The organism is Planobispora longispora (assembly GCF_016863135.1).
GTDB classification, from domain to species: Bacteria; Actinomycetota; Actinomycetes; order Streptosporangiales; family Streptosporangiaceae; genus Planobispora; species Planobispora longispora.
Window position 1 is genome coordinate 137,077 of record NZ_BOOH01000014.1, and the last position, 26,566, is coordinate 163,642.

Sequence of the window (26,566 nt, forward strand, 5' to 3'; positions counted from 1 at the left end):
TCATCGGCTCTGATCCGCCCCGAGCGCCGTTCACCGGCTCCGGTCCGTCCCCAGACTGATTCATCGCACTCGCCCCGTCTCCAACTCCGCCACCCGCACTCTGAGCTTGTCCAGCGCCCGCGCCGCCTGGCTGCGCACCGTCCCGCGGGAGACGCCGAGCAGTTCGGCGATCTCCTGATCCGGCAGCCCCTCGTAGTAGCGCAGGACCAGCACCGCCCGCTGTTTCGGCGGCAGGCCCTTCAGCTCCTGCCACAGACCCGCGTCGCCGTCGAACCCGTCCTCGACGTAGGGCTTCTCGGGCACCTGCGCGACCAGCCGCTCCCGGCGCAGCCGCCGCCAGGCGCTGATGTGCAGGCGCGCCATGGTCGTGCGGACGTACCCTTCGGGGTCGTCCCGCCGGTGCACCCGGGACCACGCGTCGCCCAGGCGCATCAGCGCCTCCTGCACCAGGTCGGCCGCGTCTTCGGCATTACCGGTGAGGACGTAGCCGTACCGGTGCAGCGCGCTCGCCCTCGCGGCGACGAACTCTGCGAACTCCACGGATACAGGGACGTTCCCGGGGCGCGTTCTGTTGCATGAGATTCGGGTACGGCTTGCGAACGGACATCCCACGTTATTCATCGCTTCATTCACGACTCCTACCGTTCGCGCCATGAAACTCCGCACCGCCACCGCGATCAGCGCGGCCGTACTCGCCCTCGGCCTGGCCACGCCGGCCGCGGCCGACCCCGCCCCGACCACCGGCCCCGGCCCGGACACGACGACCGCGCGGGGAGACGGCGGCAGCACCGGGCACGGGGAGTTCGGCCGGGCCACGCTGACCGGTTTCGCCGTCCTGCCCGCGCAGACGTTCGTCCCGAAGAGCGAGCCCTCGGGCGCCCAGCTCGGCACGGCCCCGGTCAACGGGGTCACCCCGCCGTTCACCGGGCAGCCGGTCCAGGGCTTCAGCGGCATCGTGCGGCGTCACGACGGCACCTTCGACGTGCTGTCCGACAACGGCTACGGCGGGAAGAACAACAGCGCCGACTTCCTGCTGCGCCTGCACCGGATCAGGCCCGACTTCCGCGCGGGCACGATCGCGGTGCTGGGCGGGTTCAACCTCGGCGACCCCGACGGCCACGTGACCTGGCCGCTCACCCGGACCGACCGCACCCTCACCGGCGCCGACTTCGACGTGGAGTCGATCGTGCGGGCCGCGGACGGCACCTACTGGATCGGTGACGAGTTCGGCCCGTTCCTGCTGCACTTCTCCTCCTCCGGCAGGCTGCTGGAGACCCCGATCCCGCTGCCCGGCGTGATGGCCCCGGAGAACCCGCACCTCAACGGCGGCCGGCCCAACCTCGGCCGGAGCAAGGGCTTCGAGGGCATGGCGCGCTCGGTCGACGGGCGCACGCTCTACCCGCTGCTGGAGGGCACCGTGGAGGGCGATCCGGCGGGCACCCTGCGGATGATGGAGTTCGACCTGCGCAAGCGGGCCTACACCGGCAAGCGCTGGACCTACCAGCTGGACGACCCCAGTCATGCGATCGGCGACATGACCGCGGTGGACCGGCACCGGTTCCTGATCATCGAGCGGGACAACCTCCAGGGTGACGCCGCGAAGGTCAAGAAGGTCTACCTGGTGGACACCCGGGGGGCGGCCCTGCGCAAGACCCTCGTCGCCGACCTGCTCGACCTGGCCGACCCGCGCGGCCTCGGCGGCTTCGGGGAGACCTTCCGCTTCCCCTTCCAGACGATCGAGGACGTCGTGATCCTCGACGACCGGACCCTGGGAATCCTCGACGACAACAACTTCCCGTTCTCCTCGGGCCGCACGGCCGGCGAGCCGGACGACAACGAGTTCATCACCGTACGGCTGTCGCACCGCCTCCAGGCCGACTCCCGCGTCTACCGCTAGGCGCGCCCACCGGACACGGAACCGGTTAAGTGCCCGCCGGATTTCTCCCCGGCGGGGATAGGTCGGAAAATAGTGGAGTCCGGGGGCGGTTGTACCACTAACGAGACCGTCCTGACGCCAGGAGCACTTATCCTCAAGGAACGCTCCAGAGACCGACAAAGGGAACGGTTACGTCCATGTGGCCTCCATCATCTCCTCAGGAACCTCAAGGCCAGCAGCCCTCGGGTGGGCACGGGCAGCCTTCCCCTGGTTCCTGGCAGCAACCCAACTACCCCGGCGGCGGTCAGCAGCAGCAGCCGCCGTACGGCCAGCAGCTGCCCCCCTACGGCCAGCAGGAGCCGACGCGGCAGTTCCCGCAGGGGCAGCCGCCGTACGGCCAGCCGAACCAGCAGCAGTACCCGCAGGGCCAGCAGGGCCCCGGCGGCCCCTGGTACCCCCCGCCCGGCCCGCCCAAGAGCAAGCCCGTCTGGCCGTGGATCGCGGGCGTGGCCGTCGCGGTCGTCGTCGCCCTGGTGGTGGTCTTCGTCCTGATCTCCGGCGACGACAAGAAGGACCCCGTCGCGAAGACGTCGACCCCGGCCGCCACCAGCGCCGAGCCCACGTCCCCGGCGACCGATGAGCCGACGACGTCGGCGCCTCCGACCACCGCTCCGGCCGGCCAGACCGTCACCGCCACCGACGGCAAGAGCACGATCACGGTCCCCGAGGACTGGGCCACGCTCAAGCTCCACAACGAGGCCCAGATCCAGGTGGGCAACGCCGGCAAGGAGCAGTACCTGATGGTGATCACGGAGCCGCAGGCCAGCTTCGGCTCCAACACCAACCTGGCCGCCTACGGCCAGCTGGTCATCGAGCAGATGAAGAAGAACCTGACCAACCCCAGCGCCGGGTCGCCCCAGGAACTGACCGTCAACGGGGCTCCCGCCATCCAGTACGAGCTGCACGGCACGGCGCAGGGCGTGCCGATCGCCTACTGGGTCACCCTCGTGGAGGGCAAGCAGGACTTCCACCAGGTCCTCGCCTGGACCCTGGAGAGCGAGGGCCCGGTCCACGGCCCGCTGCTCCGCCAGGTCACCGAGACCTTCCAGGACCAGGGCGGCCAGTAAGCGTCCGGGCTCGCCCGAGCACGGACAGCGGCAGGCGTGACGGACGCCGGGCCGGGGAATCCCCGGCCCGGCGTTCGGTCTTCCCGGCTCCTTCCGGGGGCCGGAGGTCCGGGTGACCCGGTCGCCGGCTCTGGCCTGTCAGTGCCGGTGGTGGTTGTCAGGCTGCGCCGGGTCGCCGGGGTGCTCCAGCCCCGGCGCCGGCCGGAGCCGATGCGCCCGCGCGTGACCGGCGCCGCCCCGGACACGTCGAGTCCCCGCCTCACCGCCTCGGCGGCGCACAACTCCTCCGTCAGCACGACCTGGGCGACCCAGCGGACGAGCTGCCGGTCCTCGGCACCGCCCGGGGCGGGCAGCGCACCGGAGCGCGGCCCACCGCGCAGGGCGGCGATCCGGCGGTCGAGCTCGGTACGGGGCAGCGGGCGGCCGTCGAGCCAGCCGAGCACCGGGGCGGCCCCGGGAGCCACCGGGGCAGGTCCGTGATGGCGGGTCATGGGGTCACCACCAGCTCGACGGTCGGCGCGTACTGGCAGCGGCCGAACCACATGACCTTGACCAGCGCCCAGTACGCCCCGGGATCGGCATCCCGGGGCACGGCCACCTCGAAGGCGGCCGTCTCCGAGGCGCCCGCCGCGAGGCCGAACCCGCGGACCGGCTCGGCGATCGCCTCCCAGGTGCCCCACGGGGACACGGCCTGCAGCTCTCCACGGATCTCCCCCCGGGTCCGGTTGACCAGCCTGAGACCGGGACTCGTCCGTCCGCCGGGGGCCGCGCGCAGGACCGGCGTGACCACGTCGGCCGAGAGCCCGGTGTCCCGCCCGGCCGCCGCGCCGGCGCCCCGGACGGCGACCGCGTCCTCGGGCGCCCGTCCCGGCACCGGCAGCGGGGCGGGCAGATCACCGACCGCGAGGGTGGCGACGTCCTCGATGACCTGACCCGTGTGTTCGATGCGCACGGCGGCGAAGTACAGCCCCGGCTCCGCCCCGGCCGGCGGGGTGAGCGTCACCGGGAACCGCACATGCCCGCCGGGCGCGAGCCGGTACGGCCGGCGTCCCGGGCCCGCCGTCCAGCCGTCGGATCCGAGCACCACCGCCGTGCCCTCGACCGCCGCGTCGCGCAGCTGCGAGGCGAGCACCACCGACACCTCGACCGGCTCCCCGTCCGTGCGGGCCAGGCCGGGTGACACCCCGACGGTGACCGGCAGGTAGCCCATCGGCGCGGGTCCCCGGTTGTGCAGCCAGTACCGGGCATGGACCGGCTGCGCGACCTCGGCGGCCGGACCGAGTGGCGCGTCACCGAGCCGGAGGTCGACGGGCTCGGAAGCGGCGGGTCCGGAAGCGGCCGGTTCAGAAGCGGCGGGGACGCCGGTCACGGCGGCGGGCCGGTGGGCAGGGGGCCGGGTGGCGGGGACGCCGATCACGGTGGCGATCTCCGATCCGGCCAGCCCGACGGTGTCCGGCAGCCGCTCGCCTCTCCGTTCCAACAGGTCAGCCTGGTAGAGCGCGGTGAACGACAGCGCCCCGCCCAGGGTCGCGCCGCGGCCGTACCCGGTGGCCTCCATCAGCCGCAGCGTCACCCCGGCCGCCGGGTCCGGCGCCGAAATCGAACCGTGCGCGATCGTGTTGCCGCTCGCCTTGAGCGTGCCCAGCAGCACCTCGCGGGCGGGCTCGACGCGCAGGTAGGAGTGGACCGGCGGGAGCGGCCCGGGGTGCGGGCCGGCGAGCCGCGCGTACAGCGGGTGGTTGAACTCCTGCCCCCGCGCGGGAAGGGTGAGCGCGCGCCAGTCTCCGTCACCGGAGACCAGGGCGTAGCGGAACTCGTGGGTCCAGTGCTGGAGCTGGAACGACGCGCCGTCGGGCAGGGCGCGCCGGGGCGGGTCGATCCACACTCCCGACGGCCACCCGGTGCAGGACCGCATGAGTGACAGGTGCAGGGCTCCGGCCGGATCCACGGCGAAGCCCGGCAGCCCGTGGGTGACCAGCGCGACGGTGTGGTCGGTGAGCAGCTCGGAGGCCGGGAGGGCGCCGGGGCAGACGGCGTCGACGCGGGCGTCGGCGAGATCGGCGGTGAGCGCCGCCGGGTCGGTGACGATCAGCGCGGGCAGCACCCGCAGGTCGCGCAGGTCGGCGTTGGGCTGCCAGACCTCGTGCAGCGGTTTCTCCGCGGGCACCCAGACCCGCCCGTGCCGGGCCAGCGTGCCGGCGTACTCGGCGCCGGCGCGCTCCAGCAGCTCCCGGGTGGCCTCGTTGTCCTCGGGCCCGCCGATCAGGACGCGGAAGTCGGGCAGGTTCGAGTCCACGTCGAGCCAGCCGTACCGGGACCACCCCGCGCTCGCGGTCGTCGCGGTGACGCCGGCCCTGGCCAGCGCGACGACCAGCTCCCGGACGCCGGCCGCCTGCTCCAGGACGGGCACGATCACCTCGGCGACGCCCAGCGCCCGTTCCCCCAGCGGCCGCCCGTCCGGGCCGGTGAGCACCGCCCGGGCGGTCGATCCGAGACCGAACCAGGTGTTGGCGGGGTTGTCGAGGGTCCAGGGGCCTCGGCGGCGTCGACGTCGGGCAGCGCGCCGCCGCGGGCCGGGGCGGCGGTGACGCGGTAGCGGGCGTTCTCGATCGTGACGCCGTCGACCGGAGTCCACGTGGACACGTCCGCGGCCGGGCCGGGCAGCAGCCGCCACGTGCGCCAGCCCATCGCGGGCACGCCGCCGGCGAGGAAGCGCAGGGTGCCCCGGTCCACGACGTACGGCACCGCGGCGCCGGTGTCGTCGATCACCCGAACGGCGTCCAGGCCCTCGGGGAGCCGTACGGCCACCGGCGCCGACCGGTCGAAGGAGAGCGTGTTGGCGACGATGACCGCGGTCCCCTCGCCGGTGGTGTCGACGTGTGAGACGAGCGCGTCGAGCGCGGTGTCCCGTACCCCCGCCGCCAGGTCGTGGGCCTCGCGCCAGCCGGACAGCAGGTCGATGTAGACCTGATCGGACTCCGAGCCGGTGATCGCGTCGTGGTGGGCGCCGTAGGCGAGATGCCGCCACACCTTGTCCAGCGCGGCGTCGGGATAGCCGCCCAGCCCTTCGAGGACGGCGAGGGCGGCGAGCTTCTCCGCGTCGACGGCGGCGACCTCCACGGCCCTCTGCGCCTGCTTGGTGTCGATGTAGGAGACGTCCTTGCCGGTGTAGACGGGATTCATGTCCCGGGTCTGCGGGCTGGGCCGCCGTCCGGCGGCGGCGAGCTCGGCCCGTACCGCGTCGAAGAAGTCGCGCGGCGTGCCGCAGACGAACCGGGGCCAGACGTACCTGGCGTTCCACGACCGGTGGATCCCGGTCACCCACGTGTTCGGCGGGGCGTAGTCGGTGCCGACCGGGAGCAGCAGGTTCCGCGTCGCCGCGACCGGCTTGAGCTTCCGGTAGAGCGCGTAGACCGCCCGCTCGGCGGCGGCCAGATCGGGTGAGGAGTCCATCCACCAGCCGGCGGAGTAGTGGTGCGGCATGAAGTGGGTGAGCACGCCATGCCCCGAGGGGGAGACCCACTCGAACTCACTGGGGAACTGCATGACGGTGGCGTCGTTCTTGGCCTCGCGGAAGTTCTTCTGGATCGGGCCCCACTGGTGGAACGGGCCGCGGGCCCAGGCGCTGCCGGTCAGCCCGGCCGCCGCCAGGTGGCCGGGGAACTGCGGATCGTGCCCGAACACGTCGAGCTGCCAGGCGGTCCGCGGGTCGCCGCCGAGGATGTCGCGCTGGTAGCCGACGCCGTACACGATGTTGCGGATCGTGGTCTCGACGCCGGTGAGGTTGGTGCTGGGCTCGTTGTAGGTGCCGCCGACCAGCTCCACCTGGCCGCGCTCCAGCAGCAGCCGCAGGTCGGCGCGGCGCTCGGGGTGCAGGTCGAAGTAGGGCTTGAGGTAGTCGAGCTCGGCCAGCACGAACCGGTACACCGGGTCGCGCAGCGCCAGGTCGAGATGGGCGTCCACGAGGGCGAAGCCGTTGCGCTCCCAGAGCGGCCGGGTGGTGGCGTCGCCGGACAGCAGCTCCCACGGGGAGGTGTAGGCGGCCTGGGTGTTCCACCAGACCGGGTCGTAGTGGAAGTGCGAGACCAGGAACATGGTCCACCCGGGTTCGGCCACGGTCACCGTGGCCTCCTCTGTGGCCTCCTCTGTGGCCTCTCTCTGGTGGCCGGTCGCGTCACGAGGAGTGTCCGTGACATGGCCGGTCGATGTGAAGAGGCCGGTCGGCGCGGAGAAGCCCGTCGATGCGGAGAAGCCGGTCGATGCGGAGAAGCCGGTCGGATGCGGAGAGGGACGGGGGCGGAGAGGGACGGGGCGGCGCTAATTCGCGATGCCGATGAACTGCTTGATCGTCTCGGGCCGGTCGAGGGCATGGAGCATGCAGTGGGCCACGTCGGCGCGGGAGATGAGCAGGCCGCGGCGCAGGTTCCGTCCGTAGGCCGTCCGGTAGGCGCCGGTGAGCGGTCCGTCGGTGAGCCGCGGCGGCCGTACGACGGTCCAGTCCAGCCCGCTGTCACGGAGGACGTCCTCCATCAGTGCGAGATCGGCGTAGTGCTCGCGCAGTACCGCTTTGATCAGCGGAGAGGCCAGATTCCTCATGAAGAACCCGTCGCCCGGGTCGTTCCTGGGAGGTCGCGGGCGGCCGGGTGAGGGCACCGTACCGATCGGCGCGGCGCTGACCACGACGATGCGGCGCACCTCGTTCGCCTGCATCGCCGAGACGATGGCCCGGGTGCCACGCTCGGCGACTCCTGCCTCGGACCTCGCCCGCGGGCCGAGGCCGGACAGGACCGCGTCGGCCCCTTCGAGCGCGGCCCGCAGCGCCTCCGGGTCCGCGGTCCCCAGGTCGGCGGGGACGACGCGGGCCCGCGTGGACGGCAGTTTCCGCGGATTCCGTACGGCCGCCGTGACATCGTGGCCCGCGGCGACGGCCTGATCGAGGAGTCGCCTGCCGATGCCGCCGGTCGCCGCGAAGATCGTGAGTCTCATTCGCCGTTTCCTTCCTGCACGTCATGGCCGTCCCGTCACATCTGCCGGGTCCGGTTCGTCATCGTTCTGACGGAGTGCGGGGAGAGGATGTGACAGATGCGCGGAGACGACCTTCTGGCCGAACGGTTCGAGGCCCACCGGCCCCACCTGCGGGCGGTGGCCTACCGGATGCTCGGCTCCCTGAGCGAGGCCGACGACGCCGTTCAGGAGGTGTGGCTCCGGCTCAGCCGATCCGACACCGGGGCCGTGGAGAACCTGGCCGGCTGGCTGACCACGGTCGTCGGGCGGGTGTGCCTGGACATGCTCCGTTCACGCGCCTCGCGACGTGAGGCTCCGCTGGACGAGCCCACGGGCGCGCATCTGCCCGACCCGATCGTGAGCCGCGACTCCGGGGCCGATCCCGAGCACGAGGTGCTGGTGGCGGACGCGGTCGGTATCGCGCTGCTCGTGGTCCTCGAAACGCTGGCCCCCGCCGAACGGCTGGCGTTCGTGCTGCACGACATGTTCGCCCTGCCCTTCGAGGAGATCGCTCCGATCGTGGGGCGTACCCCCGCCGCGACCCGGCAGCTGGCCAGTCGGGCGCGCCGGAGAGTGCAGGGATCGGCTCCGGTCTCCGACCCCGACCTGACCCGCCAGCGTGAGGTCGTCGCCGCCTTCCTCACCGCCGCGCGCGGCGGCGACTTCGACGCGCTGGTCACCGTCCTCGACCCCGAGGTCGTCCTGCGGGCCGACAACGGCGCCGTACCCGCGGGCGGGCTGAGGACGATCCGCGGCGCGGCGGCCGTGGCCCGGCAGGCGCTCACCTTCCGCCGGCTCGGCCGCTTCGCCCGGCAGGCGCTGGTCAACGGGGCCGCCGGGCTCGTCACCATCGCCGACGGGCAGCCGATGGCGGTCATGGGCTTCACGATCAGCGACGGACGGATCGTCGCCATCGACGTCCTCGCCGACCCCGACCGCCTCCGCCGTCTCGACCTGACCGTCCTCGACGGCTGACCCGCCGAGGTCCCTGGAGGCCCCACCCGGCCGGAACTCCGGCCGGGCGCCGGACGTTGCGACGATCGAGATGCTTGATCGGCAAGCTTGATCGACGGAGGAGCCGCCGGGTGACACCATCGTCCGAATTCCCGGAAGGCCGGCCGTCCCCGGACAACGGCTTCGAGCATCCCGTCTCTGGGCGGCCCGGCGGCGGACAGGACGAGTTCCACCCCATGCGCACCGGCCCATCCCTCCCTGCGCCGCCGCGGAGAAGTCGCGCTCGTCTGGTGGTTCTCATCGCGGGCGGTACGGTCACCCTGGCCGTCACCCTCATGGCGGGCTGGCTGCTGATATTTGATCTCGCCACGGGGCGTCTCGCCGGTTCTTCCCCAGAGGAGATCTTGGACGACCACGGAATCCCCTCGGACGCTAGAGCCGGTGACTGCCTGAAGGACGGAAAGCCGGGCAGTTACGAGATCACCGCCTGTACGGACGCGAATGCGGTATGGAAGATCACTCGCTCCTTCGACACCATGACGCGGGCGACCTTCGACGCCAAGATGGCCGACGGCGGCGATATCTGCGCGGAAGGCGAGACGACCACCTCCTACTCCACCAGTGAGAGCGACAATGCCAAGGTGGAGGCCTACTGCCTGGCCCGGCCCGACACCGCGGCGGCCGAGAAGCAGGCGCGCGAGGAGGACCGGCGGCTCCAGAGCCCGCGACCCGACGCTTTTTCGAAGGTCGCGATCGGTGACTGCCTCATGGGTGACATAGGCACGGATTACGAGATCGTCGATTGCACCGACGCGGCGGCTCGGTGGAAGGTCACCGGAAGGGTCGAAGGCGTGACACGCGAGAGGCTCGAATCCCCGGGAAGCAGCCAGGGGCTCTGCCAGGCGGAGGAGACGACGGCCGGCCACTGGGACGACGATCACCCCCAGGCCCGGGGCGTCGCTCTCTGCCTCGCCTCCACGGGCTGATCGCAGTACCGGTGAACCGGAGTCGCGCAGCCCCTTCAGGCCGCGTAGTTGCGCAGGACCCGCAGGGCGGCGGCCCCATGGGGACCCTCGGCCTTGAGGCCGGTGTCCTCCGGCGCCAGCCTGCGTGCGCCGACCCGGCAGAACTCGGACGCGGACCCGCTGATCACCGAGGGGGCGTCCGGGTCGCCGAAGCGCCACAGGTCGCCGTCGGGGCCGGCGAGCTCGCACCGGACCGGACCGCCCTGCTCACCGGCCACCGCGAACGCGTAGGGCAGGGTGCGGTGCGCCAGCCGGGCGATGTGCCGCAACCGCGCGGTGTCGGGGTAGTCGACGCCGAGCGGGCCGACGATGTCGAGGGCGTGGGCCCAGTGCTCGGCGAGCCGGGTCGTGGCGAGCGTGCGCGGGGACAGCGGGACGGCGACCCACGGCAGCCGGGCGCCGGGCGCGCAGCCGGCCAGGGCCGCGGGTGTCGCCGCCGTGGCCTTCCGCCAGCGGTCGAGCACCTGGCCGGGCGGCGCGCCGCGCTCGGCGGCGACCCATCCGTCCGCGAGCTCGTCCACCGAACCGTCGCCGCCCCGCCGGACGAAGGCGTCACGGTCCCCGACGGCGGACGCGAGGGCGAGTTCCTCGGTCTGGGCCAGGTGCAGGACCACGTCGGAGACGCTCCATCCGGCCGCGGCGGACGGCCGCGCCCACATCTCCGGGGTCAGGGTCGCCAGTACGGCGTCGAGCCGCCGGTATTCGGCGACGAGATCATCAAGGATGTCCGCCCCTTGAGCCATACCGGGACTGTATCGAACTTTATTCTGTTCCGCCGGACGAAATCAGGACGAAGATGATGAAACCCCGGACCGCCAGGACGGGAGGCGCGCGAGAATCCGTTCCGCGACACTTCAGCTAGATTGATCATGTCCTGCCCTCTGTCCTGCCGCGCCCTGTCCTGCCGCGCCCCGCCCCGCCCCGCCCCGCCCCGCCCCGCCCCGCCCCGCCCCGAGAGGAGCCTCCCCGGCGCCATGGCCTCCATCCGCCACGAGATCGTGATCGACGCCTCCCCCGAGCACATCTGGGACGTGGTGCGCGACGTCGGCGCCGTACACGAGCGCCTGCTGCCCGGCCGCGTCGCCGCCACCCGGATCGAGGGCGACCAGCGGTTCCTGACCTTCCCCGACGGCCACGTGGTCCGTGAGCTGATCGTCTCGATCGACGACGACGCCCGCCGCCTGGCCTACTCCGTCGTCGAGGGCGCGCGGCCGCCGCTCGGGCACCACCACGCCTCGTTCGAGGTCCGTGCCGAGGGCGACCGGGCGGGCCGGCTGATCTGGACCACCGACGTCCTGCCGCACGCGCTCGCCGCCGAGATCCGGATCCGCGTCGAACGCGGCGCGGTGGAGATGAAGCAGGCCATCGAGTCCGCGGCGCACGGCCGAAACGCCGGCTGACGTCTCCGAGCGGCCCCGACGCTCCCGAACCCGACGTTCCCGGCCTGACGCGACGAACCGGCGGTGATCAGGCCGGTCCCGTGACGCCGACCTGAGCCTGATCCGTCACGTCCAGGACATCGGCGGCTCGGCGGCTCGGCGGTGAGGGTCCGTGACGGGTCGGCTCTCCCGGTATAGCGTCGCCCCGATGTGAACAGCGTCGCGCCGGTGTGAACAGCGTCACCCCGATGTGAACAGCGCCGCGCCGGTGTGACAAGCCCGGCATCAAGCCGTACGGCCCGAAAATATGAACTTTGGTGGAATGTGCATTCGTAATGGGGCGGACTAGTTTGCCCACCATGTCGCTTGCCGCAATCCCCAGTCCTCCCGTGGAAGTCTGGTATCTGGGGCCGGTACCCATCCGTGGTTACACGGTCTGCATCCTGCTCGGCATCGTCGTCGCCGTCGTCATCGCCGAGCGCCGCTGGCGGGCCCGCGGCGGAGCGCCGGGCACCATGCTGGACCTGGTGACCTGGGGGATCCCGTTCGGCATCGTGGGCGCGCGGCTGTACCACGTCATCACCGACTGGCAGCTGTACTTCGGGCCCGACGCCCCGCACCGGCCGATCGACGCGATCCTGATCTGGAGCGACTCCGGGCCGGGCTGGCGCGGTCTGGGCGTCTGGGGCGCCATCGCCCTGGGCGCGGTGGGCGTGTGGATCGCCAGCCGCCGCCGGGGCATCGCCCTGAGCGCGGTCGCCGACGCCGTGGCCCCGGCCGTCGCCATCGGTCAGGCCGTCGGCCGGTGGTGCAACTACTTCAACCAGGAGCTGTTCGGCGGCCCGACCGACCTGCCCTGGGGGTTGGAGATCGAGGCGGGCCGTCCGGGGACGGTGCCGGGTGTGACCACCTACCACCCCACGTTCCTGTACGAATCGCTGTGGAACCTGGCCCTGGGGCTGGCGCTGATCTGGATCGGCCGGCGGTTCCTGCTCCGGCACGGCCGGCTCTTCGCCCTGTACGTGGCGGGCTACACCGCGGGCCGGTTCTGGATCGAGGGCCTGCGCGTCGATCCGGCCAACGAGATCCTCGGCATGCGGCTCAACCAGTGGACCTCGATCATCCTGTTCCTCGGTGCGCTGGCCTACGTCTACCTGACCCGGAACAAGAAGTCCGAGGAGCCTCTCGGCGCCGAACGGGTTCCCGCCGGGGCGAAGTGATCCGCAGCGGTACGGCCCCGGGGCGGCGGCACACGGAGGCCGCGGCCTGCCGGGCGTTCCCGGCACCGACACGGCGGTTTCGCCGGGACACGCCGTGGCAGATTCAACGGCGTGCGCGACATATGGGATCTGGTGGTCGTCGGGGGCGGCCCGGCGGGCTCGGCGGCGGCCCTGCGGGCCAAGCAGCTGCGTCCCCGGGCACGCGTGCTGCTGCTGGACAAGGCGGACTTCCCCCGTGACAAGGCCTGCGGGGACGGCATCGCCGCCCACGGCCGCGACGAGCTCGCCCTGCTCGACGTGCCCGATCTCATCGCCGACTACCGGCCCACGAACCGCCTGTCGGTGATCTCCCCGGGTGGCGTCCGGGTCCTGGCCGGCGTCGCCCGGCCCAACTACGTCGTTCCCCGCGAGGTCTTCGACGCCCGTCTCGTCGACGCCGCCCGCGCCCGCGGAGTGGAGGTCCGGCGCCACCGCGTCCGCACGATCGCGGCGTACAGGGACCACGTCGTCGTCGACGACCGCCTCGCCGCCCGCACCCTCGTCGCCGCCGACGGGGCCAACTCGACGGTGCGGCGCCTGGCGGGCTTCCCGGCCGCCCCGGAGCGGCATACCGCGATCGCCGTGCGCGGCTACGCCGACGTGCCCGCCGACGACGACGTGCAGTTCATCGCCATGCAGCAGGAGGGCTGGCCCGCCTACGCCTGGTCCTTCCCGATCGGGGACGGCACGGCCAACGTCGGCTTCGGCATGCTGCTGCCCCGCCTGCGCGCCACCGGGCTGCCCGGCCGCCAGGTCCTGCACGGCCGGCTCGCCGAGTTGTTGCCGCACCTGCCAGCCCGCCGCCTGAAGGCCCACCACCTGCCGCTGTCGCCGGGCCGGCCCAAGCCCGGCGCGGGCCGGGTGCTGCTCGCCGGAGACGCCGCCGGGCTCATCAACCCGCTCACCGGCGAGGGCATCTACTACGCCCTGCTGTCCGGCCGCCTGGCCGGTGAGGCGGCCGTACGGGCGGCCGACGCCCCGCTCGGCGCCTACCGCCGCGCGCTGAGAAGCACTCTGGGGGCGCACCTGCGCACCACCGACGTGCTGGCCCGGGCCGCGCAGTTCCCCCGCTTCATCGACGCCGCCATCGACGTCGCCGCCCGGCGCGGGGAGGTGTTCGACCTGCTGGTGGAGGTGGGGCTGGGCGCGGGTACGGTGCCGCTTCCCCTGGCCCTGACCGTGGTGGGCCGCTGGCTCACGGGCGGCCCGCCCGCGTCAGCCGCGGAACAGGCCGGCCGGTGACCCGGAAACGGGCCCGGCACCAGCAGGGGAAAGGACGGCGCAACGCCTCATCGTAGGATGATGTTCCTGCGATGATCATAGGAGGCCCGCATGGCAGGAGAGCAGACTTCCTTACGACGGCTCGGCCTTCAGGGCTTTCTGCGGGGCGCCGCCGGAGTCTTTCCGGTGAGCGTCCTCGTGCTGTGGCTCCACAACAACGATCTCTGGCCTCTGGACACGGACTTCGATTGGTCGAACGTCTTCGCGCTCACGATCGGAATCGGTTCGGCCCACTGCCTTTCCTCGGTCATCACTGAGCGCCGGCGGCGAAAGCAGGTCCTCGAGGGCGGGGAAGACGAGGAGCCCGGCCCTACGGAGCCCGCCGAGACCGGCAAGGCGTCGTAGGCGTATCAGCGTCCGGGCCGGGCCGCTGAGACGACGGCGCAGTGAGATCGAGTGTGCTCCGGTGGGCGCCGCCCCCGATCCGCTCGACGCCGACCCGCGACCGCGCGAGGAAACGATGCCGCCGCCGGCCCGCCGTCGTCGATCCGCAGGTCAACGGGGAGCGCGGAGCGAGGGCAGACGGTCCCCGTTCCGCGCGGGGATAGGGTTGGCGGCATGGCGACGCGACTTGTGCAGATTGCGATGGATGCTCAGGACGACTCCGCAGTGGGTCGCTTCTGGGCCGAGGCGCTCGGCTGGGGCATGTCCAGCGAAGGACCCGGCGTGACCAACCTCGAGCCCGAGGGCTTCGTCTATCCGGACCCCGTCGCCGTCTGCATCGACGTCGTCGCCGTTCCGGAACCCAAAACGGTGAAGAACCGCCTGCACCTCGACCTCGCCACCACTTCTGCGGCCCATCAGGCGGAGCTGGTCGCGCGCCTGAAGGATCTCGGCGCGACGCCCGCCGACGTGGGCCAGGGCGATGTGCCGTGGACGGTCCTGGCCGACCCGGAGGGCAACGAGTTCTGCGTGCTGGAGCCCCGGGAGATCTACCGGGACACCGGGCCGATCGCCGTGGTGGTGGTCGACTGCGTGGATCCGCGGGTCATGGCCCGGTTCTGGGGTGAGGCGATGGACTGGACCCTGCACGCGGTGGACGACGATCACGCGACGCTGCGCTCCGCCAAGGGGGTGGGGCCGTACCTGGAGTTCCTCCGCACACCCGGTGCGAAGACCGTGAAGAACCGCATCCACCTCGACCTCCGGCCGTACCCCGGCGACGACAAGGAGGCGGAGGTGGCCCGGCTGCGGGCTCTGGGCGCCACCGACGCCGACGTCGGCCAGGGTGACGATGTGCCGTGGACGGTCCTCGCCGACCCGGAGGGCAACGAGTTCTGCGTCCTCACCCCGCGCTGATACGGAACCGCCTCTTCACCGGCGTGAGGTGCTGAACCGGTCGTCCCTCTCCCCGGTCCCCCATGGCCCGGGGACCCGCTTGTCCGTATGATCACCCAATGTCTGATGGAAAGTGCACCCACTGCGGCCACCAGGGCCTGGAGCCGGGCTTCCTCGCCGACCGTCAACAGCCCGGCTTCGGCATCTGGGTGGAAGGCGAACTGGAACTGGGGCTACTCGGCGGAGCCAAGCTGATGGGCCGTCCCAAGTGGGTGGTGGACGCCCGTCGCTGCCCGCAGTGCTACCACTTGGAGCTCTTCACCAGCCGCGAACTGTAGCCCGTAGCGGACCGCCGTCCCCCCTTCGGCCCCATGATCACTCCAGGGCCGGAACGACCCGAAAACCAGATGAGTGCCGGATACACGTGGTGGGACGATCCGGATCATGACTAAAGGGCCGATCCTCAAGGACTTGAAAAGAGCGAGACGTTCCGGCAAACCGGTGAGAGTCAGTCGCGAAATCGACGGTGCGGATCGACTCGACGCCTACGTGGTCGGCATCGGCCGCAAGTGGGTACTGCTGCACAGCATCTCCGACGCGCTCCATCTCGACGGCTACTCGGCCGTACGTCTCCGCGACATCAAGTGCGCGACGAGCTCGGGCTGGAAGGGCTCGACCATGACCCATCGTGCCCTCACCCTGCGCGGGGAGCACGTCCAGCCCCTGGCCGGAGTCGACCTTGATTCCACCGCGGGCCTGATTGAGACCCTGACCAGGGCGTTTCCGCTCATGGCCGTCTACGTCGAGAAAGTCGATCCCGATGTCTGCCACATCGGTCGCGCTCATGGGATCACCCGGAGGAAACGATTGCGTCTCCAGGAGATCGGGCCGGCGGCGGACTGGGCGCACGCCTGCTCCACAAGCGAGACGACGGCGGACATCACCCGCATCGATGTCGGTGACGGATACGTCGACGCGCTCCACGCAGTCGGCGGAGATCCGCCAAAGTGCTGATCTTCAGCAGTGCGGCGGCTGCGCGGCCGGAATGCGATCACCAGTTCGGAAGACTCGGACATCCGACTCACTGACCTGCTGCGGTCCAGCCCAGAAGCGATTCCGCCGTATCCATGACTTCCCGTGATCCCCTCTCGTTCCTCGTCCGTACCGGCACGCGAATGGCACGGAAAACTTGCCGCCCACGCCGTCCCGATCGTCGGTGGACCGGAGTCGAGGAACGAAGTCCCGGCCCACCGATCACCCCTGACCCGTACGGAGATCAGCCGCCCTCAGAGATCGAAAAAGGCCCCCTCCCGGATCTGGGAGAGGGCCTCTGTTCTGCGGAGGCTCGGGGATTTGAACCCCGGATGGTGTTGCCACCAAACCGCATTAGCAGTGCGGCGCCATAGACCTGACTAGGCGAAGCCTCCTGGTAGCCGTGTGGCTCAGCACAGAGTACCGGCCATCGGGCGAGGCGGCAAAGTGATTGCCGGGCGCGTCGCTCAGGTGGCCGTCGGCGGGTTGTCCACCGCTGTGGATAACTTCCTCCACATCTGTGGACAGATCAACGAACCCGCAGGTGACAAAGATAACAGCCTGTGGATTCTCGATATACGAGATGATGCTTCTCAGAGATCGGACACAGCTGGGCTCCCCTCCGAACGGGAGGGGAGCCGGGAGCGCTGTGGACCGGAGGTCAGGCGCGGTTGGCCTCGCCCTCGATCTCGATCTTGACCTTCTTGCCGACGAGGACGCCGCCGGTCTCCAGGGCCTGGTTCCAGGTGAGGCCGAACTCCTCGCGGTCGATCTCGGTGGTGATGGAGAAGCCCCACACCTCCTGGCCCCAGGGGTTGGTGCCGGCGCCGCCGTACTCGACGGTGAGCTCGACTTCCTTGGTGACGTCGCGGACGGTGAGGTCGCCGACGAGGGTGAACTCGTCACCCGAGTGGCCGACGACGCGGGTGCTGCGGAAGGTCAGCTCGGGGAACTTCTCGACGGCGAGGAAGTCGTCGCTGCGGAGGTGACCGTCGCGGTCGGCGACGCCGGTGTTGATGCTCGCGGTCTTGATCGTCAGTTCGGCGGAGGACTCCAGGGGGTTCTCGGCGATCGTGACGGTGCCGGCGAAGTCGGCGAAGTTGCCGCGGACCTTGCTCACCATCATGTGCTTGACGACGAAGCCGATGCGGGTGTGGGCGACGTCGAGAGCGAAGGTGCCGGCGGTGGGGATCTGGAGGTTTTCCCAGGTACGGGTGGTCATGGAGACTCCTGAAGAGACGTTTGCCGTGAGGACGTTTGCGACAACACATTTCTACCTGAGGAATATTCCGCACGTCAACTATCGTCGGATACAGTGTGACTGTGATCCCCTTCGACGACCCGCGGCTGACCGCGATGGGCCTCCTCGCCGAGGTCGCAACCGGCCTTTCCGCGAAGACGCTGCCCTCCCTCGCCGAAGCGGGGCTCTCCGAGATCGACTTCGAGACGCTGATCCGGCTGGCGCGCTCGCCCGGGCAGCGGTTGCGCATGAGTGACCTGGCCGCTCAGACCAGCCTGTCCACCAGCGGGGTGACCCGCGTCGTGGACCGCCTGGAGCGCGAGGGTCTCGTCGTACGGCAGGCGTGCGCCACCGACCGCCGCGCCTCCTACGCCGCGATCACCACGGCCGGCACCGACCGGCTCGCCACCGTGCTGCCGCAGCACCTGGTCGACATCGAGACCTGGCTCACCGGGCGGCTCACCCCCGAGCAGCTGTCGGCCTTTCTCGACGCGCTCAGGATCATCCGCGACGCCGTACGGCCGTGCGCCACAGCCGGAGCCCAGCCCGCGTCCACCTGCTCCGAAACCGAACCCGAGCCCGGACACGAGCCCGAGCGCGGACACGAGCCCGAACCAGCCGGCCGACCCCGCTCCATGCCCTGAAGCCGACGGCCCCGGGCCTCAGTGCTGCGGTTCGAGCCGCGGGACCTCCGGGATCACCAGAGCCCCGCGCAGCTTGGCCATCCCGCGCGAGACCGTGCTCTTGACCGTGCCGACGCTGATGCCCAGGGCCTTGGCGATCTCCGGCTCGGTCATGTCCTCGTAGTACCGCAGCACGATGGCGGCCCGCATCCTCGTCGGCAGGAGCTCGAGCGCCTGCTCCACCCGCTCGGGCAGGTGCCCGTGGACGCCGGGCAGGCCGTCCCTGAGGTGCGCCTGGACCGGTTCGGGAAGCTCCTCGGAGGGATACTCCTCCAGCTTGCGCCGGCGCCACCAGGAGATGTTGATGTTGACCATCGCCCGGCGCACGTACCCGTCCAGCGCCGCCCTGTCCTCGATGCGCTCCCAGGCGAGGTAGGTCTTGACCAGCGCCGCCTGGAGCAGGTCCTCGGCGTCGTGGGGGTCGCCGGCGACCTGGCGTGCGGCGCGTAGCAGCGCCGGGCCGCGAGCAACGACGTACTCACGGAACTCGTCGTGGATCCCGCCGGTCACCGCGATCACCAAGCCTGTGGTCAAGGGGCGTCTCGTGGTCAGAATCGCAGCCGGAGGCTCAGATCCGGATGAACCTGGATCCAGGTTTCATCCTGCCGAGTGCAAAGATCGCTTCAGGTGGGTGGCGGAGCATCCGAGGGGCGTTAGAGAAGGGTTTGGCCAGAGATAGGCGATAAGGCGTTCTACCGGGGATGTGAATTTTGCTACCCGGTAGGGCGGCTGCCGGAATTATTGGCGGGGGTGGACCGCAGGACCGCGCGAAGCATGTGACGCTGACCGCAGCACAGAAAAGCCCGGAGCACCCGGACACCCTTCAGCACCCGGAACCCGAGCCCCGGGACCCGGACACCGGAACCCGAGCCCCGGAACCCGACCGGGGCGGAGGACGGGAACCGGGCCGATCCGCCGAGAACAGGGAGAACGACGATGCCCTACCGGAGCGTTGACCGTCGCCGCGTACTGGCCGCGGCCGCGCTCGGCCGGAGTCTCGACGACCCCGGACCGGTCTCCGACGAGGGGGAGCTGCTGCACGCCGTCACCGGCGAGATCCTGGACATCAGCCCGCATCTGGTCACCATCGAGACACCGGACGGCAGGCACGAGCGCCTCGTCATCGCGCCGTGGGCCACCGCGTGGCGCGGCGACGCCCTCCCCCCGGCCGATCTGCCGGTGGGCGCCCAGGTGATCGTCAAGGCGCTGAGGGAGGGCAAGGTCGCCGAGCGGATCTGGGCGGACATCACCCGGATCACAGGCGTGATCGAGGAGATCGGCCGCGGCCCCGGTGACATCACCCTGGAGCTCCACTGCGGCCCCCACAGGGGACGGCGCACCGTCGTCATCCCCTATCGCGCCTCGGGGCGGTTGAGGGTCCGCCACCCGAAGTTCGAGCCCGGCTACCTGTTCGACGCGATCGGGGTCCGCGAGGACGGCGTCGCCCACGCCCGGCTGCCCGCCACCTCGCAACCGCCCTACCGCTGGCAGGCCGTGCCCACGCCGCCCCCGGCGTACGGCGGCGCGCAGCCGCGGGTCTCGGGCACGGCGACCTGGTCGGACGCCTTCGACTGGGAGGAGCGGGGAGCGGCCTATCCGATGCTGGAGTCCTCCGACGCGGACTGCGCCGAGACCGGGGTCTCCTGCGTCGGGCTGCCCTACCTCTCCCTGGGCTCGACGCTCGACATACGCAACGTGTGCGCCGGACGCACCTCGATCGTGCCGATCGTGGCGTGCGGTTGCCTCGCCGGTCGGTTCTGCGACCGGTGCCTGGAGTGCGGCACCTCTCCGCGCGGCCGGATCGTGGAGCTGGCGCCGTCCTCCTTCGTGGAACTCGGTGGGGACCTGACCAAGGGGTGCTTCAACGCCCGGGTTGGATTGGAGTGACACCCATGACGCAGGTGACTCAGGTGACGGACATGGCGAGTACGGCGGCCATGGCGGCGGCGGGCTCGGCCCGGGCCGCGGAGGTGACGGAGATGGCGCAACTCGCCACGACGGTCGCCGCAGCCCAGCTTCCCGTGCTGAGCGTGCTGCTGGTGCTGGGGGCCACGGCCAAGGTGCGGACCGTCTCGAAGGGGACGCAGCCCGGGGGGATGAGCGGGCTCGGACCTGCCGTCCTGCTGGCCGAGCGGTGGCACGCGCCTGCGATGCTCGGGTGCGCGGCCGCGGAGACGGTTCTGCTGGGTGGTCTGATGGCCACCGGGCACCCGTTCTTCCGGTGGGGCGCGATCGCCTTCTTCACGATCTCCACCTACGTCCTGTGGGAACTGCGGCGCCGCCGTCCGGACGCGGGCTGCGGCTGCTTCGGCGACGTCAGCGCGGTCCCGGTGGGCGCCCGTTCGCTGGCCCGCACGATGGTGCTGACGGCCATGGCCGCGGGCACGGTCTGGGCCGGTCCGGTCCCGGGGTGGACGGTGCTGGCCGGGATCTCCTGGATCAAGGCCCTCGCCGTCGTCGCCGGGCTGCTGATCGTCGCCGCGCTCTCACCGGAGCTCGAGGAGATCGCCGCCCGGCTCCGGTATCGCGCCCCGTGCGAGCACCGCCCCGCGGACCCCGCGAAGGCCGAGGCCCGGCTCCGGTCGAGCGCGGTCTGGCGGTCGCACGCCGGACTGCTGGCCGGCACGGAGCCGATCGACAGCTGGCGGGAGCTGTGCTGGCGGTTCTTCGTCTATCCCGGGGTGCTTCCGGGGCTCCACAGCGGGCGGGGCTATCCCGGCGAGCCGGTGGACGTGGTCTTCGCGATCCGGCTGAGCGGGCGGCGCCCGGCGGTGCGTGCGGCCGTGGTGGATGCGGCCGGCCGTACGGTCGACGTGGAGGGACGCGAACTCGTCGCCGTCACGGACAGGCAGGCACGGACCCAGCACGATGCAGCTCTATACGGCTCTCTAGCTTCCCCACTAGAGAGCCGTATAGAGGGCTAGGGCCGTCGCCAGGCCCACTCATCAGTATATCGAACATTTGTTCAAATGGGCTGGGAACGCAGAAACTTTCCGAAGTGCGGGACCGTGAACGCGATCAGGCCGCGCTCGGCACTGTAGATCAGCCCCTTCTTGATGAGACTGTCGCGGGCCGGCGAGAGGCTGGACGGCTTGCGGCCGAGCAGCTCGGCCACCTCGGCGGTGACCACCGGCTCGTCGCCGATCGAGGCGATCGCGTGCATGTAGTCGCGCTCGGCCGGGGTGGCCCGCTCGTAACGGCTGCCGAAGAAACCGACCGCGAGCTCCTCCTCGGCCTCCGGGGCGGCGACCCGGACGTCCTCGGCGGTGATGGGGGTGCGCGGCGCGAGGTCCCAGGCGACCTTGCCGTAGGCCTGGACGAAGTAGGGGTAGCCGTCGGCCGCCTCGTAGAGCGCGTCGAGGGCCTCCGGGGTGAACTCCACGCCCTCCTCCGCCGCCGGGGCGATGAGCGCCAGGTCCGCCGCCTCCCGGTCGAGCCGGTCGATCCTGGCGTAGCGGAACAGCCGCTCGGAGTAGCTCTTGCTGGCCGACAGCACGCTGGGCAGGTGCGGCAGGCCCGCGCCGACCACGATCAGCGGGCCGCCGTTCTGGGAGAGCTCGTGGCAGGCCGCGCAGAGCGCCGAGACGTCCTGGACCTGCACGTCCTGCATCTCGTCGATGAACAGGGCGATCCCGACGCCGAGATCGGTGGCGACGGCGGCGGCGTCGACGAACAGCTCGGTGAGATCGATCTCCAGGTCGCCGGAGTCGGCCCGGCCGCGCGCGGCCGGCACGTCGATCCCGGGAGACCAGTGCGAGGTGCCCTTGGCCGCGGACGTGTCGCGCATCGCGAACGCCTTCAGCACCCCGAGGAACTCCTCGATGCGCTCGGGCGCGCGGTGCCGGGGGGCCAGCTCGCGGATCGCCATGTGCAGGGCGGCGGCCACCGGCCGGCGGATCGACCGGTCGGGCCGGGCCTCGATCTTCCCGGTGCCCCACAGCCGCTGCATGGCCATCGACTTGAAGGTGTTGAGCAGGACGGTCTTCCCGACGCCGCGCAGGCCGGTGACGACCATGCTGCGCTCGGGGCGGCCCCGGGCCACCCGCTCCAGGACGACCTCGAACTGCTGCAGCTCGCGGTCGCGCCCGGCGAGCTCCGGAGGGCGCTGCCCCGCGCCGGGGGCATAGGGGTTGCGCACGGGGTCCACAGACTCGGACTGTATGACGGGATATAGCGGGCGTCTTAGATTTCCGTAGAAAGGACTACGGCGTGTCGCACGCCGCCGCACGGGAACGCGCGATGCGGGCGGGGAGGAGGCGGGGGACGGTGCGAGCATCGCCATGGCACACCCCTCACCTGGGCGGACAGCACCCGCAGGCGCCCGAACCGGTGTTCGATCCGATGCCTAAGACTGTAGCGCGGCATCGAACACAATGACGAGAGCTTCCGGAGAAAAGCTCCGCCAAAGGCCGGTCAGCCGATGCACCGGAACGGGCCGGGAGGATTAGTACAGGCCCGGATAGACGCCGGTGCCGACTCCGTACGAGAGAACCGTGACCACGCCCCAGCCGATCATCATCCCGACACCCATCCCCTTGGCCGCGGGCGTGCCGTTCCTGACGAGAAAACCCCCGCCGCCGAAAGCGACCAGCAGCAGGAGCGCCGCGCCCACGGCGATGCCGGTCTTCGACACGGAGTCGAGCACGACGACCGCGACCAGGAGATTGATCGCGACGTAAAGGAGCATCCCGACGAAGGCCATCGCCACGCTCGCACCCGTCACGCCGGAGGGCGGCTCCGGCGACTCCGGCGGCCCGGAGGCCGGGCCGGGGCCGCCGTCAGGGGCGCCGCCCGCGGGCCCGTCCTGAACCGCCTCCTGGGAGCGGCTCTCAGGGTTCGGGCCTTCCGGCACGGGACTCGGATCTTCCGGCGTGGTCATGAGCCGATCTCCTGCTTGCGACGGGCGGGACTCACCCGCTCCGGACGGGAAGAGCCCTGGGGACGGACGAGGAGACGGCGCGCAGGCGCGGCTCACCGCCCGACCGCGACGCCCGGCCTCGCGGTTCACGGTAGAGGGCCGGAAGTAGTTCCAGAGTCAACGATCGGCTCACCGGACGGCTCCCGCCACGCCCACGCGCGTCCGGGCGTCTCAGCCCTCGACGCGAGTTCCGTCACGATGCGTCCGCACAGGAGGGCGACGGGAGGGTCTATCCGCACGGGAGGGTGTCTGTCCACATGGAAGAAAGGCTCGTCCGTGCCGGGGAGGAAGGGCCCACACGGTGGAAACCCGGACTCCCGTCACTTCTCGTATCGGGAAGACTACGCTGGTGCTGGGTAATTCCTCCGATGTGAGGGGTGACGGGTGAGAGGTTCTGCGTTCGGGACACGCGGCCGCGCCGCCCTGGCGGTGACGGCCTGCCTCGCGGTGGCCTCCTGCGGCGCGTCCGATCCCATCGCCGCGCCCACGGAGGAGCCGGCCCGGAGTTCCGTACGGCCCAGCGCGTTCTCACCGTCCCGGACGTCCGCCGTCCCGTCCTCCCCGTCGCCCTCGGCGTCCCCTTCCCCAGGCTCTCCCACCACACCGTCCTCGCCCCCGCCGTCCCCCGAACCCTTCTCCCCGTCACCGCCTCCGGAGCCGACCCCGACGCCGCCCCCCGCCGGGCCTCCGGAGTTCTCCGCGAAGATCTCGCGGATCGCCCGGGAGCGGCTGGAGCATTCCTGGCGTTCGGGCTGCCCGGTCCCGGTCCGCGACCTGCGGCTGATCACGATGACCTACTGGGGCTTCGACGACAGGCCGCACATCGGCGAGATGGTCGTGCACGAGGACGTCGCCGACGACGTCGTCAAGGTCTTCCAGCGCCTGTACGGCTGGCGCTGGCCGATCTACCGGATGGAGCTCGTCGACGTCTACAAGGGCGACGACTTCGACTCCATCGACGCCGACAACACCTCGGCCTTCAACTGCCGCCCGGCGACCGGGTCGAGCAGCTGGTCCAAGCACGCCTACGGCCGGGCCATCGACATCAATCCCCGGGAGAATCCCTACGTCTCCTCCGGCGGCTCGGTGGCGCACCGCAACGCCCGCAAGTTCGTCAAGCGCCCGCTGGACGCCCCCGGCGTGATCAACCCCGGTGACCGGGTGGTCAAGGCCTTCGCCCGGCTCGGCTGGGAGTGGGGCGGCTACTGGTCCGGCATCAAGGACTACCAGCACTTCAGCAAGGGCGGCGGCTGAACTTCGGACCGGCGGGTGCGGGGGAACGGGGCCCGGGATCGCCCGCCGCCGAGACGGAGGGCGGGGAGCACGGCGCCGCCCGTCGCTAAGGTAGCCCTCATGGAGATCATCAAGGGTGCGGGCGAGTGGGCGCAGCCGGCCGCCGGGGCCGCCAACGACTGGGTCGAGCACCTCAAGGTGCCCGACCTGTCCGTCGGGACGTACTGCATCCCGGCGGGCGGGATCGACAACCAGAGCCCGCACACCGAGGACGAGATCTATGTGGTGACCGCGGGCCGGGCCCGGATCGTGACACCGGGCGGTGAGGCGGCGGTCGGGCCCGGCTCGGTGATCTTCGTTCCGGCGGGCGAGGAGCACCGCTTCACGGACGTCACCGAGGATCTGGCGCTGCTGGTCGTGTTCGGCCCGGCCTACGGCTCGTGCGCGGACTCCCGGACCTGATCCGTCCTCTCATTCCCTGACGGTTCACGCCTCCACGGTCGCCGGGGGACGGGGAGCCTCAGGAGACCAGGCCCAGTGCGGCCTCGCGCCGGGCGGCGGGGGCGGTGTGCGGGTCGGCCCCGCCGAACGGCGGCAGCGGGTCGTACTCGATCGCGAGCTGCACGATCCGCGCCGTCTCCTCGTCCGTCGCCTCCGCGAGGAGGGTCAGCGCCATGTCGATGCCCGCGGAGACACCCGCGGCTGTCACGATCTTGCCGTCGACCACCACGCGTTCCTTGACGTGCAGGGCGCCGACGGCGGGGAGCTGATCGGCCCAGCCCCAGTGGCTCGTGGCCTTCCGGCCGGTCAGCACGCCGGCCGCGCCGAGGACGAAGGAACCGCTGCAGACCGAGGTGGTCCACCTCGTGTGCTCGTGCGCGGCGCGGATCCAGGAGAGCAGGGCCTCGTCGGCCATGGCGGCGGGGGTGCCCGGGCCGCCGGGCACCAGGATCACGTCCGGCCGGGGGACGTCTTCGAAGGAGGCGGTGGCGGTCATCGCGAGACTGCCCCGGTCGTCGGTGACCGGGCCGGGTGCGGCGGCGACGAACGTGACCGACCAGCCGGGGGTGAAGGCGAGGACCGTGTAGGGGCCGACCGCGTCGAGGGCGGTGAACCGGGGGTAGAGGGGGATGGCGACGTGCATGGTCAGTTCTCCTTCGCCTGGAACCGGCGGCGGTAGTCGCCGGGCGCGATCCGCCAGTGCCAGCGGAAGACGCGGTAGAGGGTCTCCGGCGTGCCGAGCCCGGACTCCCGCGCGACGCGGTCGAGCGGGTGCGCCGTGGTCTCCAGCAGCCGGCGCGCGGTGTCGGCGCGGCTGCGCTCGACGTACCGGCCGGGAGACACCCCGGTCTGCTCGGTGAAGACCCGCGAGAAGTGGCGCTCGCTCATCCCGGTGCGCCGGGCCAGGGTGGGCACGCTCAGGTCGTCGGCGGGATTGGCGTCGATGAACGCCTGCAGCTCGCGCAGCGGCTCGTCCCGTGGCGCCGCGGCGCGCATCGGCGTGCTGAACTGGCCCTGCCCGCCCGGCCGGTGCAGGTACATCACGAGCCCGCGGGCCACCTTCCGGGCCAGGGCGTGCCCGTGGTCCTCGGCGACCAGCGCGAGTGCGAGGTCGATCCCGGCGGTCACCCCGGCCGAGGTCCAGACGTCGCCGTCCCGGATGTAGATCGGGTCGGCGTCCACCTCCGCGTCCGGATAACGGCGGCTCAGCTCCGCGGCCGCCAGCCAGTGGGTGGTCGCCCGCCGACCGGCCAGCAGCCCGGCCTCGGCCAGGAGGTAGGCGCCGGTGCAGACCGACGCGATCCGGCGGGCCGTGCGCGCCAGCCGTCCGATCTGCTCGACCAGGTCCCGGTCGCCCACGTGGTCCGGGGCGCTCAGGCCTCCCACCACCAGCAGCGTGTCGACCGGCTCTTCGACGTCGCGCAGAGCGGTTCCCGCCGTGACCGTGACCCCGCCGTGAGCGGCCACGGGGCCGGTGCGGACCGAGGCGACCTCCACCCGGTAGCCGGGCTCCGGGACGAGCAGGCTCGCCGCCGCGAACACGTCCGCCGGGCCGGCCAGATCGAGGAGCTGGAACCCGTCGAAGGTCACCGCCACCACTCTGCGCATGACATTCATCCTGGTCAGCGAGGGGAGATGGCGTCAATGACACAGATATTGCAGATTACGCCATGCCTTCCGGGACCGCTGTTGACCGGCCTCATGAGGGCGTGGAAAAAATCTTGAAGAAAAAATCCGGGACCGTGTCGATTCCGCGTCCGGCCGTACGACGCGTGG

Annotated in this window: 27 protein-coding genes, 1 tRNA gene and 1 pseudogene; 16 read left to right on the forward strand and 13 right to left on the reverse strand. The window is 71.5% G+C overall.

Annotated elements, in window-relative coordinates; translation table 11 throughout:
• Positions 1–60: 60 nt before the first annotated feature.
• Positions 61–540 carry a SigE family RNA polymerase sigma factor gene (locus Plo01_RS07850; RefSeq protein ID WP_239316006.1) on the reverse strand — a complete coding sequence of 160 codons (480 nt, stop codon included), beginning with the start codon at positions 538–540 and terminating at the stop codon, positions 61–63.
• Positions 541–652: 112 nt separating this feature from the next.
• Between Plo01_RS07850 and Plo01_RS07855 the strand changes: the two genes are divergently transcribed.
• Together Plo01_RS07855 and Plo01_RS07860 are read left to right on the forward strand one after the other, a co-directional pair.
• On the forward strand, positions 653–1,897 hold the full coding sequence (locus Plo01_RS07855) for an esterase-like activity of phytase family protein (protein WP_203889851.1): 1,245 nt from the start codon (positions 653–655) through the stop codon (positions 1,895–1,897).
• Positions 1,898–2,073: 176 nt separating this feature from the next.
• Positions 2,074–3,003, forward strand: a complete 930-nt coding sequence (locus Plo01_RS07860) for a hypothetical protein (RefSeq protein WP_203889852.1) — start codon at positions 2,074–2,076, stop codon at positions 3,001–3,003.
• 383 nt (positions 3,004–3,386) lie between these two features.
• Here the strand turns inward: Plo01_RS07860 and Plo01_RS41485 are convergent.
• The 4 genes and pseudogenes from Plo01_RS41485 to Plo01_RS07870 all read right to left on the reverse strand — a co-directional run.
• A pseudogene (locus Plo01_RS41485) lies at positions 3,387–3,494 on the reverse strand (hypothetical protein); the annotation flags it as partial.
• Positions 3,491–5,476: a COG1470 family protein gene (locus Plo01_RS40090; RefSeq protein WP_239316007.1), complete on the reverse strand. Its 1,986-nt coding sequence runs from the start codon at positions 5,474–5,476 to the stop codon at positions 3,491–3,493. The gene Plo01_RS40090 and the pseudogene Plo01_RS41485, both read right to left, overlap by 4 nt.
• Entirely contained in the window at positions 5,416–7,125 is a 1,710-nt protein-coding gene (locus Plo01_RS40095) for a glycoside hydrolase family 38 N-terminal domain-containing protein (RefSeq protein WP_239316008.1), read from the reverse strand. Before Plo01_RS40095 ends, Plo01_RS40090 begins: the two co-directional genes overlap by 61 nt.
• 195 nt (positions 7,126–7,320) lie before the next feature.
• A complete protein-coding gene (locus Plo01_RS07870) occupies positions 7,321–7,989 on the reverse strand; it encodes an NAD(P)-dependent oxidoreductase (protein WP_203889853.1) in 669 nt (222 codons plus the stop codon).
• 96 nt (positions 7,990–8,085) lie between these two features.
• Here Plo01_RS07870 and sigJ point away from each other — a divergent pair, with 96 nt between their 5' ends.
• Positions 8,086–8,982: an RNA polymerase sigma factor SigJ gene (sigJ, locus tag Plo01_RS07875; protein ID WP_203889854.1), complete on the forward strand. Its 897-nt coding sequence runs from the start codon at positions 8,086–8,088 to the stop codon at positions 8,980–8,982.
• Between the two features lie 110 nt (positions 8,983–9,092).
• Positions 9,093–9,947: an LppU/SCO3897 family protein gene (locus tag Plo01_RS07880; RefSeq protein WP_203889855.1), complete on the forward strand. Its 855-nt coding sequence runs from the start codon at positions 9,093–9,095 to the stop codon at positions 9,945–9,947.
• A 35-nt stretch (positions 9,948–9,982) separates the two neighbouring features.
• Here Plo01_RS07880 and Plo01_RS07885 read toward each other — a convergent pair whose 3' ends face one another.
• Positions 9,983–10,729: a maleylpyruvate isomerase family mycothiol-dependent enzyme gene (locus tag Plo01_RS07885; RefSeq protein WP_203889856.1), complete on the reverse strand. Its 747-nt coding sequence runs from the start codon at positions 10,727–10,729 to the stop codon at positions 9,983–9,985.
• Positions 10,730–10,960: 231 nt separating this feature from the next.
• On the opposite strand from Plo01_RS07885, the gene Plo01_RS07890 reads away from it, so the two are divergent.
• The 7 genes from Plo01_RS07890 (at position 10,961) to Plo01_RS07920 (ending at position 16,197) form a co-directional block, all read left to right on the forward strand.
• Entirely contained in the window at positions 10,961–11,386 is a 426-nt protein-coding gene (locus Plo01_RS07890) for an SRPBCC family protein (RefSeq protein ID WP_203889857.1), read from the forward strand.
• A 368-nt stretch (positions 11,387–11,754) separates the two neighbouring features.
• Positions 11,755–12,585, forward strand: a complete 831-nt coding sequence (gene lgt, locus Plo01_RS07895) for a prolipoprotein diacylglyceryl transferase (RefSeq protein ID WP_239316009.1) — start codon at positions 11,755–11,757, stop codon at positions 12,583–12,585.
• A gap of 111 nt (positions 12,586–12,696) precedes the next feature.
• Entirely contained in the window at positions 12,697–13,866 is a 1,170-nt protein-coding gene (locus Plo01_RS07900) for an NAD(P)/FAD-dependent oxidoreductase (protein ID WP_203889859.1), read from the forward strand.
• Positions 13,867–13,956: 90 nt separating this feature from the next.
• Entirely contained in the window at positions 13,957–14,250 is a 294-nt protein-coding gene (locus tag Plo01_RS07905) for a hypothetical protein (RefSeq protein ID WP_203889860.1), read from the forward strand.
• A gap of 213 nt (positions 14,251–14,463) precedes the next feature.
• The gene (locus Plo01_RS07910) at positions 14,464–15,204 is read left to right on the forward strand and encodes a VOC family protein (protein ID WP_203889861.1); all 741 of its coding nucleotides are present in this window, start codon (positions 14,464–14,466) and stop codon (positions 15,202–15,204) included.
• A gap of 98 nt (positions 15,205–15,302) precedes the next feature.
• Positions 15,303–15,521: a hypothetical protein gene (locus tag Plo01_RS07915; RefSeq protein WP_203889862.1), complete on the forward strand. Its 219-nt coding sequence runs from the start codon at positions 15,303–15,305 to the stop codon at positions 15,519–15,521.
• Positions 15,522–15,627: 106 nt separating this feature from the next.
• Positions 15,628–16,197 carry a hypothetical protein gene (locus Plo01_RS07920; RefSeq protein ID WP_203889863.1) on the forward strand — a complete coding sequence of 190 codons (570 nt, stop codon included), beginning with the start codon at positions 15,628–15,630 and terminating at the stop codon, positions 16,195–16,197.
• A gap of 324 nt (positions 16,198–16,521) precedes the next feature.
• On the opposite strand, the gene Plo01_RS07925 is transcribed toward Plo01_RS07920, so the two are convergent.
• Positions 16,522–16,610, reverse strand: a tRNA-Ser gene (locus Plo01_RS07925).
• 266 nt (positions 16,611–16,876) lie between these two features.
• Positions 16,877–17,437 (reverse strand): YceI family protein, encoded by a 561-nt coding sequence (locus Plo01_RS07930; protein ID WP_203889864.1) that lies wholly within the window; start codon positions 17,435–17,437, stop codon positions 16,877–16,879.
• A 95-nt stretch (positions 17,438–17,532) separates the two neighbouring features.
• Between Plo01_RS07930 and Plo01_RS07935 the strand changes: the two genes are divergently transcribed.
• Positions 17,533–18,099, forward strand: a complete 567-nt coding sequence (locus Plo01_RS07935) for a MarR family winged helix-turn-helix transcriptional regulator (protein ID WP_203889865.1) — start codon at positions 17,533–17,535, stop codon at positions 18,097–18,099.
• An 18-nt stretch (positions 18,100–18,117) separates the two neighbouring features.
• On the opposite strand, the gene Plo01_RS07940 is transcribed toward Plo01_RS07935, so the two are convergent.
• The gene (locus Plo01_RS07940; RefSeq protein ID WP_239316010.1) at positions 18,118–18,672 is read right to left on the reverse strand and encodes a SigE family RNA polymerase sigma factor; all 555 of its coding nucleotides are present in this window, start codon (positions 18,670–18,672) and stop codon (positions 18,118–18,120) included.
• Positions 18,673–19,074: 402 nt separating this feature from the next.
• Between Plo01_RS07940 and Plo01_RS07945 the strand changes: the two genes are divergently transcribed.
• A complete protein-coding gene (locus Plo01_RS07945) occupies positions 19,075–20,025 on the forward strand; it encodes a hypothetical protein (RefSeq protein WP_203889866.1) in 951 nt (316 codons plus the stop codon).
• A 5-nt stretch (positions 20,026–20,030) separates the two neighbouring features.
• Entirely contained in the window at positions 20,031–21,062 is a 1,032-nt protein-coding gene (locus tag Plo01_RS07950; protein WP_203889867.1) for a MauE/DoxX family redox-associated membrane protein, read from the forward strand.
• A gap of 41 nt (positions 21,063–21,103) precedes the next feature.
• Here the strand turns inward: Plo01_RS07950 and Plo01_RS07955 are convergent, their stop codons facing one another.
• Together Plo01_RS07955 and Plo01_RS07960 are read right to left on the reverse strand one after the other, a co-directional pair.
• On the reverse strand, positions 21,104–22,285 hold the full coding sequence (locus Plo01_RS07955) for an ATP-binding protein (protein WP_203889868.1): 1,182 nt from the start codon (positions 22,283–22,285) through the stop codon (positions 21,104–21,106).
• Positions 22,286–22,582: 297 nt separating this feature from the next.
• On the reverse strand, positions 22,583–23,017 hold the full coding sequence (locus tag Plo01_RS07960; protein ID WP_203889869.1) for a hypothetical protein: 435 nt from the start codon (positions 23,015–23,017) through the stop codon (positions 22,583–22,585).
• A 423-nt stretch (positions 23,018–23,440) separates the two neighbouring features.
• Between Plo01_RS07960 and Plo01_RS07965 the strand changes: the two genes are divergently transcribed.
• Together Plo01_RS07965 and Plo01_RS07970 are read left to right on the forward strand one after the other, a co-directional pair.
• A complete protein-coding gene (locus Plo01_RS07965; RefSeq protein WP_239316011.1) occupies positions 23,441–24,310 on the forward strand; it encodes a M15 family metallopeptidase in 870 nt (289 codons plus the stop codon).
• Between the two features lie 99 nt (positions 24,311–24,409).
• On the forward strand, positions 24,410–24,751 hold the full coding sequence (locus tag Plo01_RS07970) for a cupin domain-containing protein (RefSeq protein WP_203889870.1): 342 nt from the start codon (positions 24,410–24,412) through the stop codon (positions 24,749–24,751).
• A gap of 58 nt (positions 24,752–24,809) precedes the next feature.
• On the opposite strand, the gene Plo01_RS07975 is transcribed toward Plo01_RS07970, so the two are convergent.
• Together Plo01_RS07975 and Plo01_RS07980 are read right to left on the reverse strand one after the other, a co-directional pair.
• Positions 24,810–25,433 (reverse strand): DJ-1/PfpI family protein, encoded by a 624-nt coding sequence (locus Plo01_RS07975; protein ID WP_203889871.1) that lies wholly within the window; start codon positions 25,431–25,433, stop codon positions 24,810–24,812.
• Between the two features lie 2 nt (positions 25,434–25,435).
• Positions 25,436–26,398, reverse strand: coding sequence for a GlxA family transcriptional regulator (locus tag Plo01_RS07980; protein ID WP_239316012.1), 963 nt, complete (start codon positions 26,396–26,398; stop codon positions 25,436–25,438).
• Positions 26,399–26,566 lie beyond the last annotated feature (168 nt).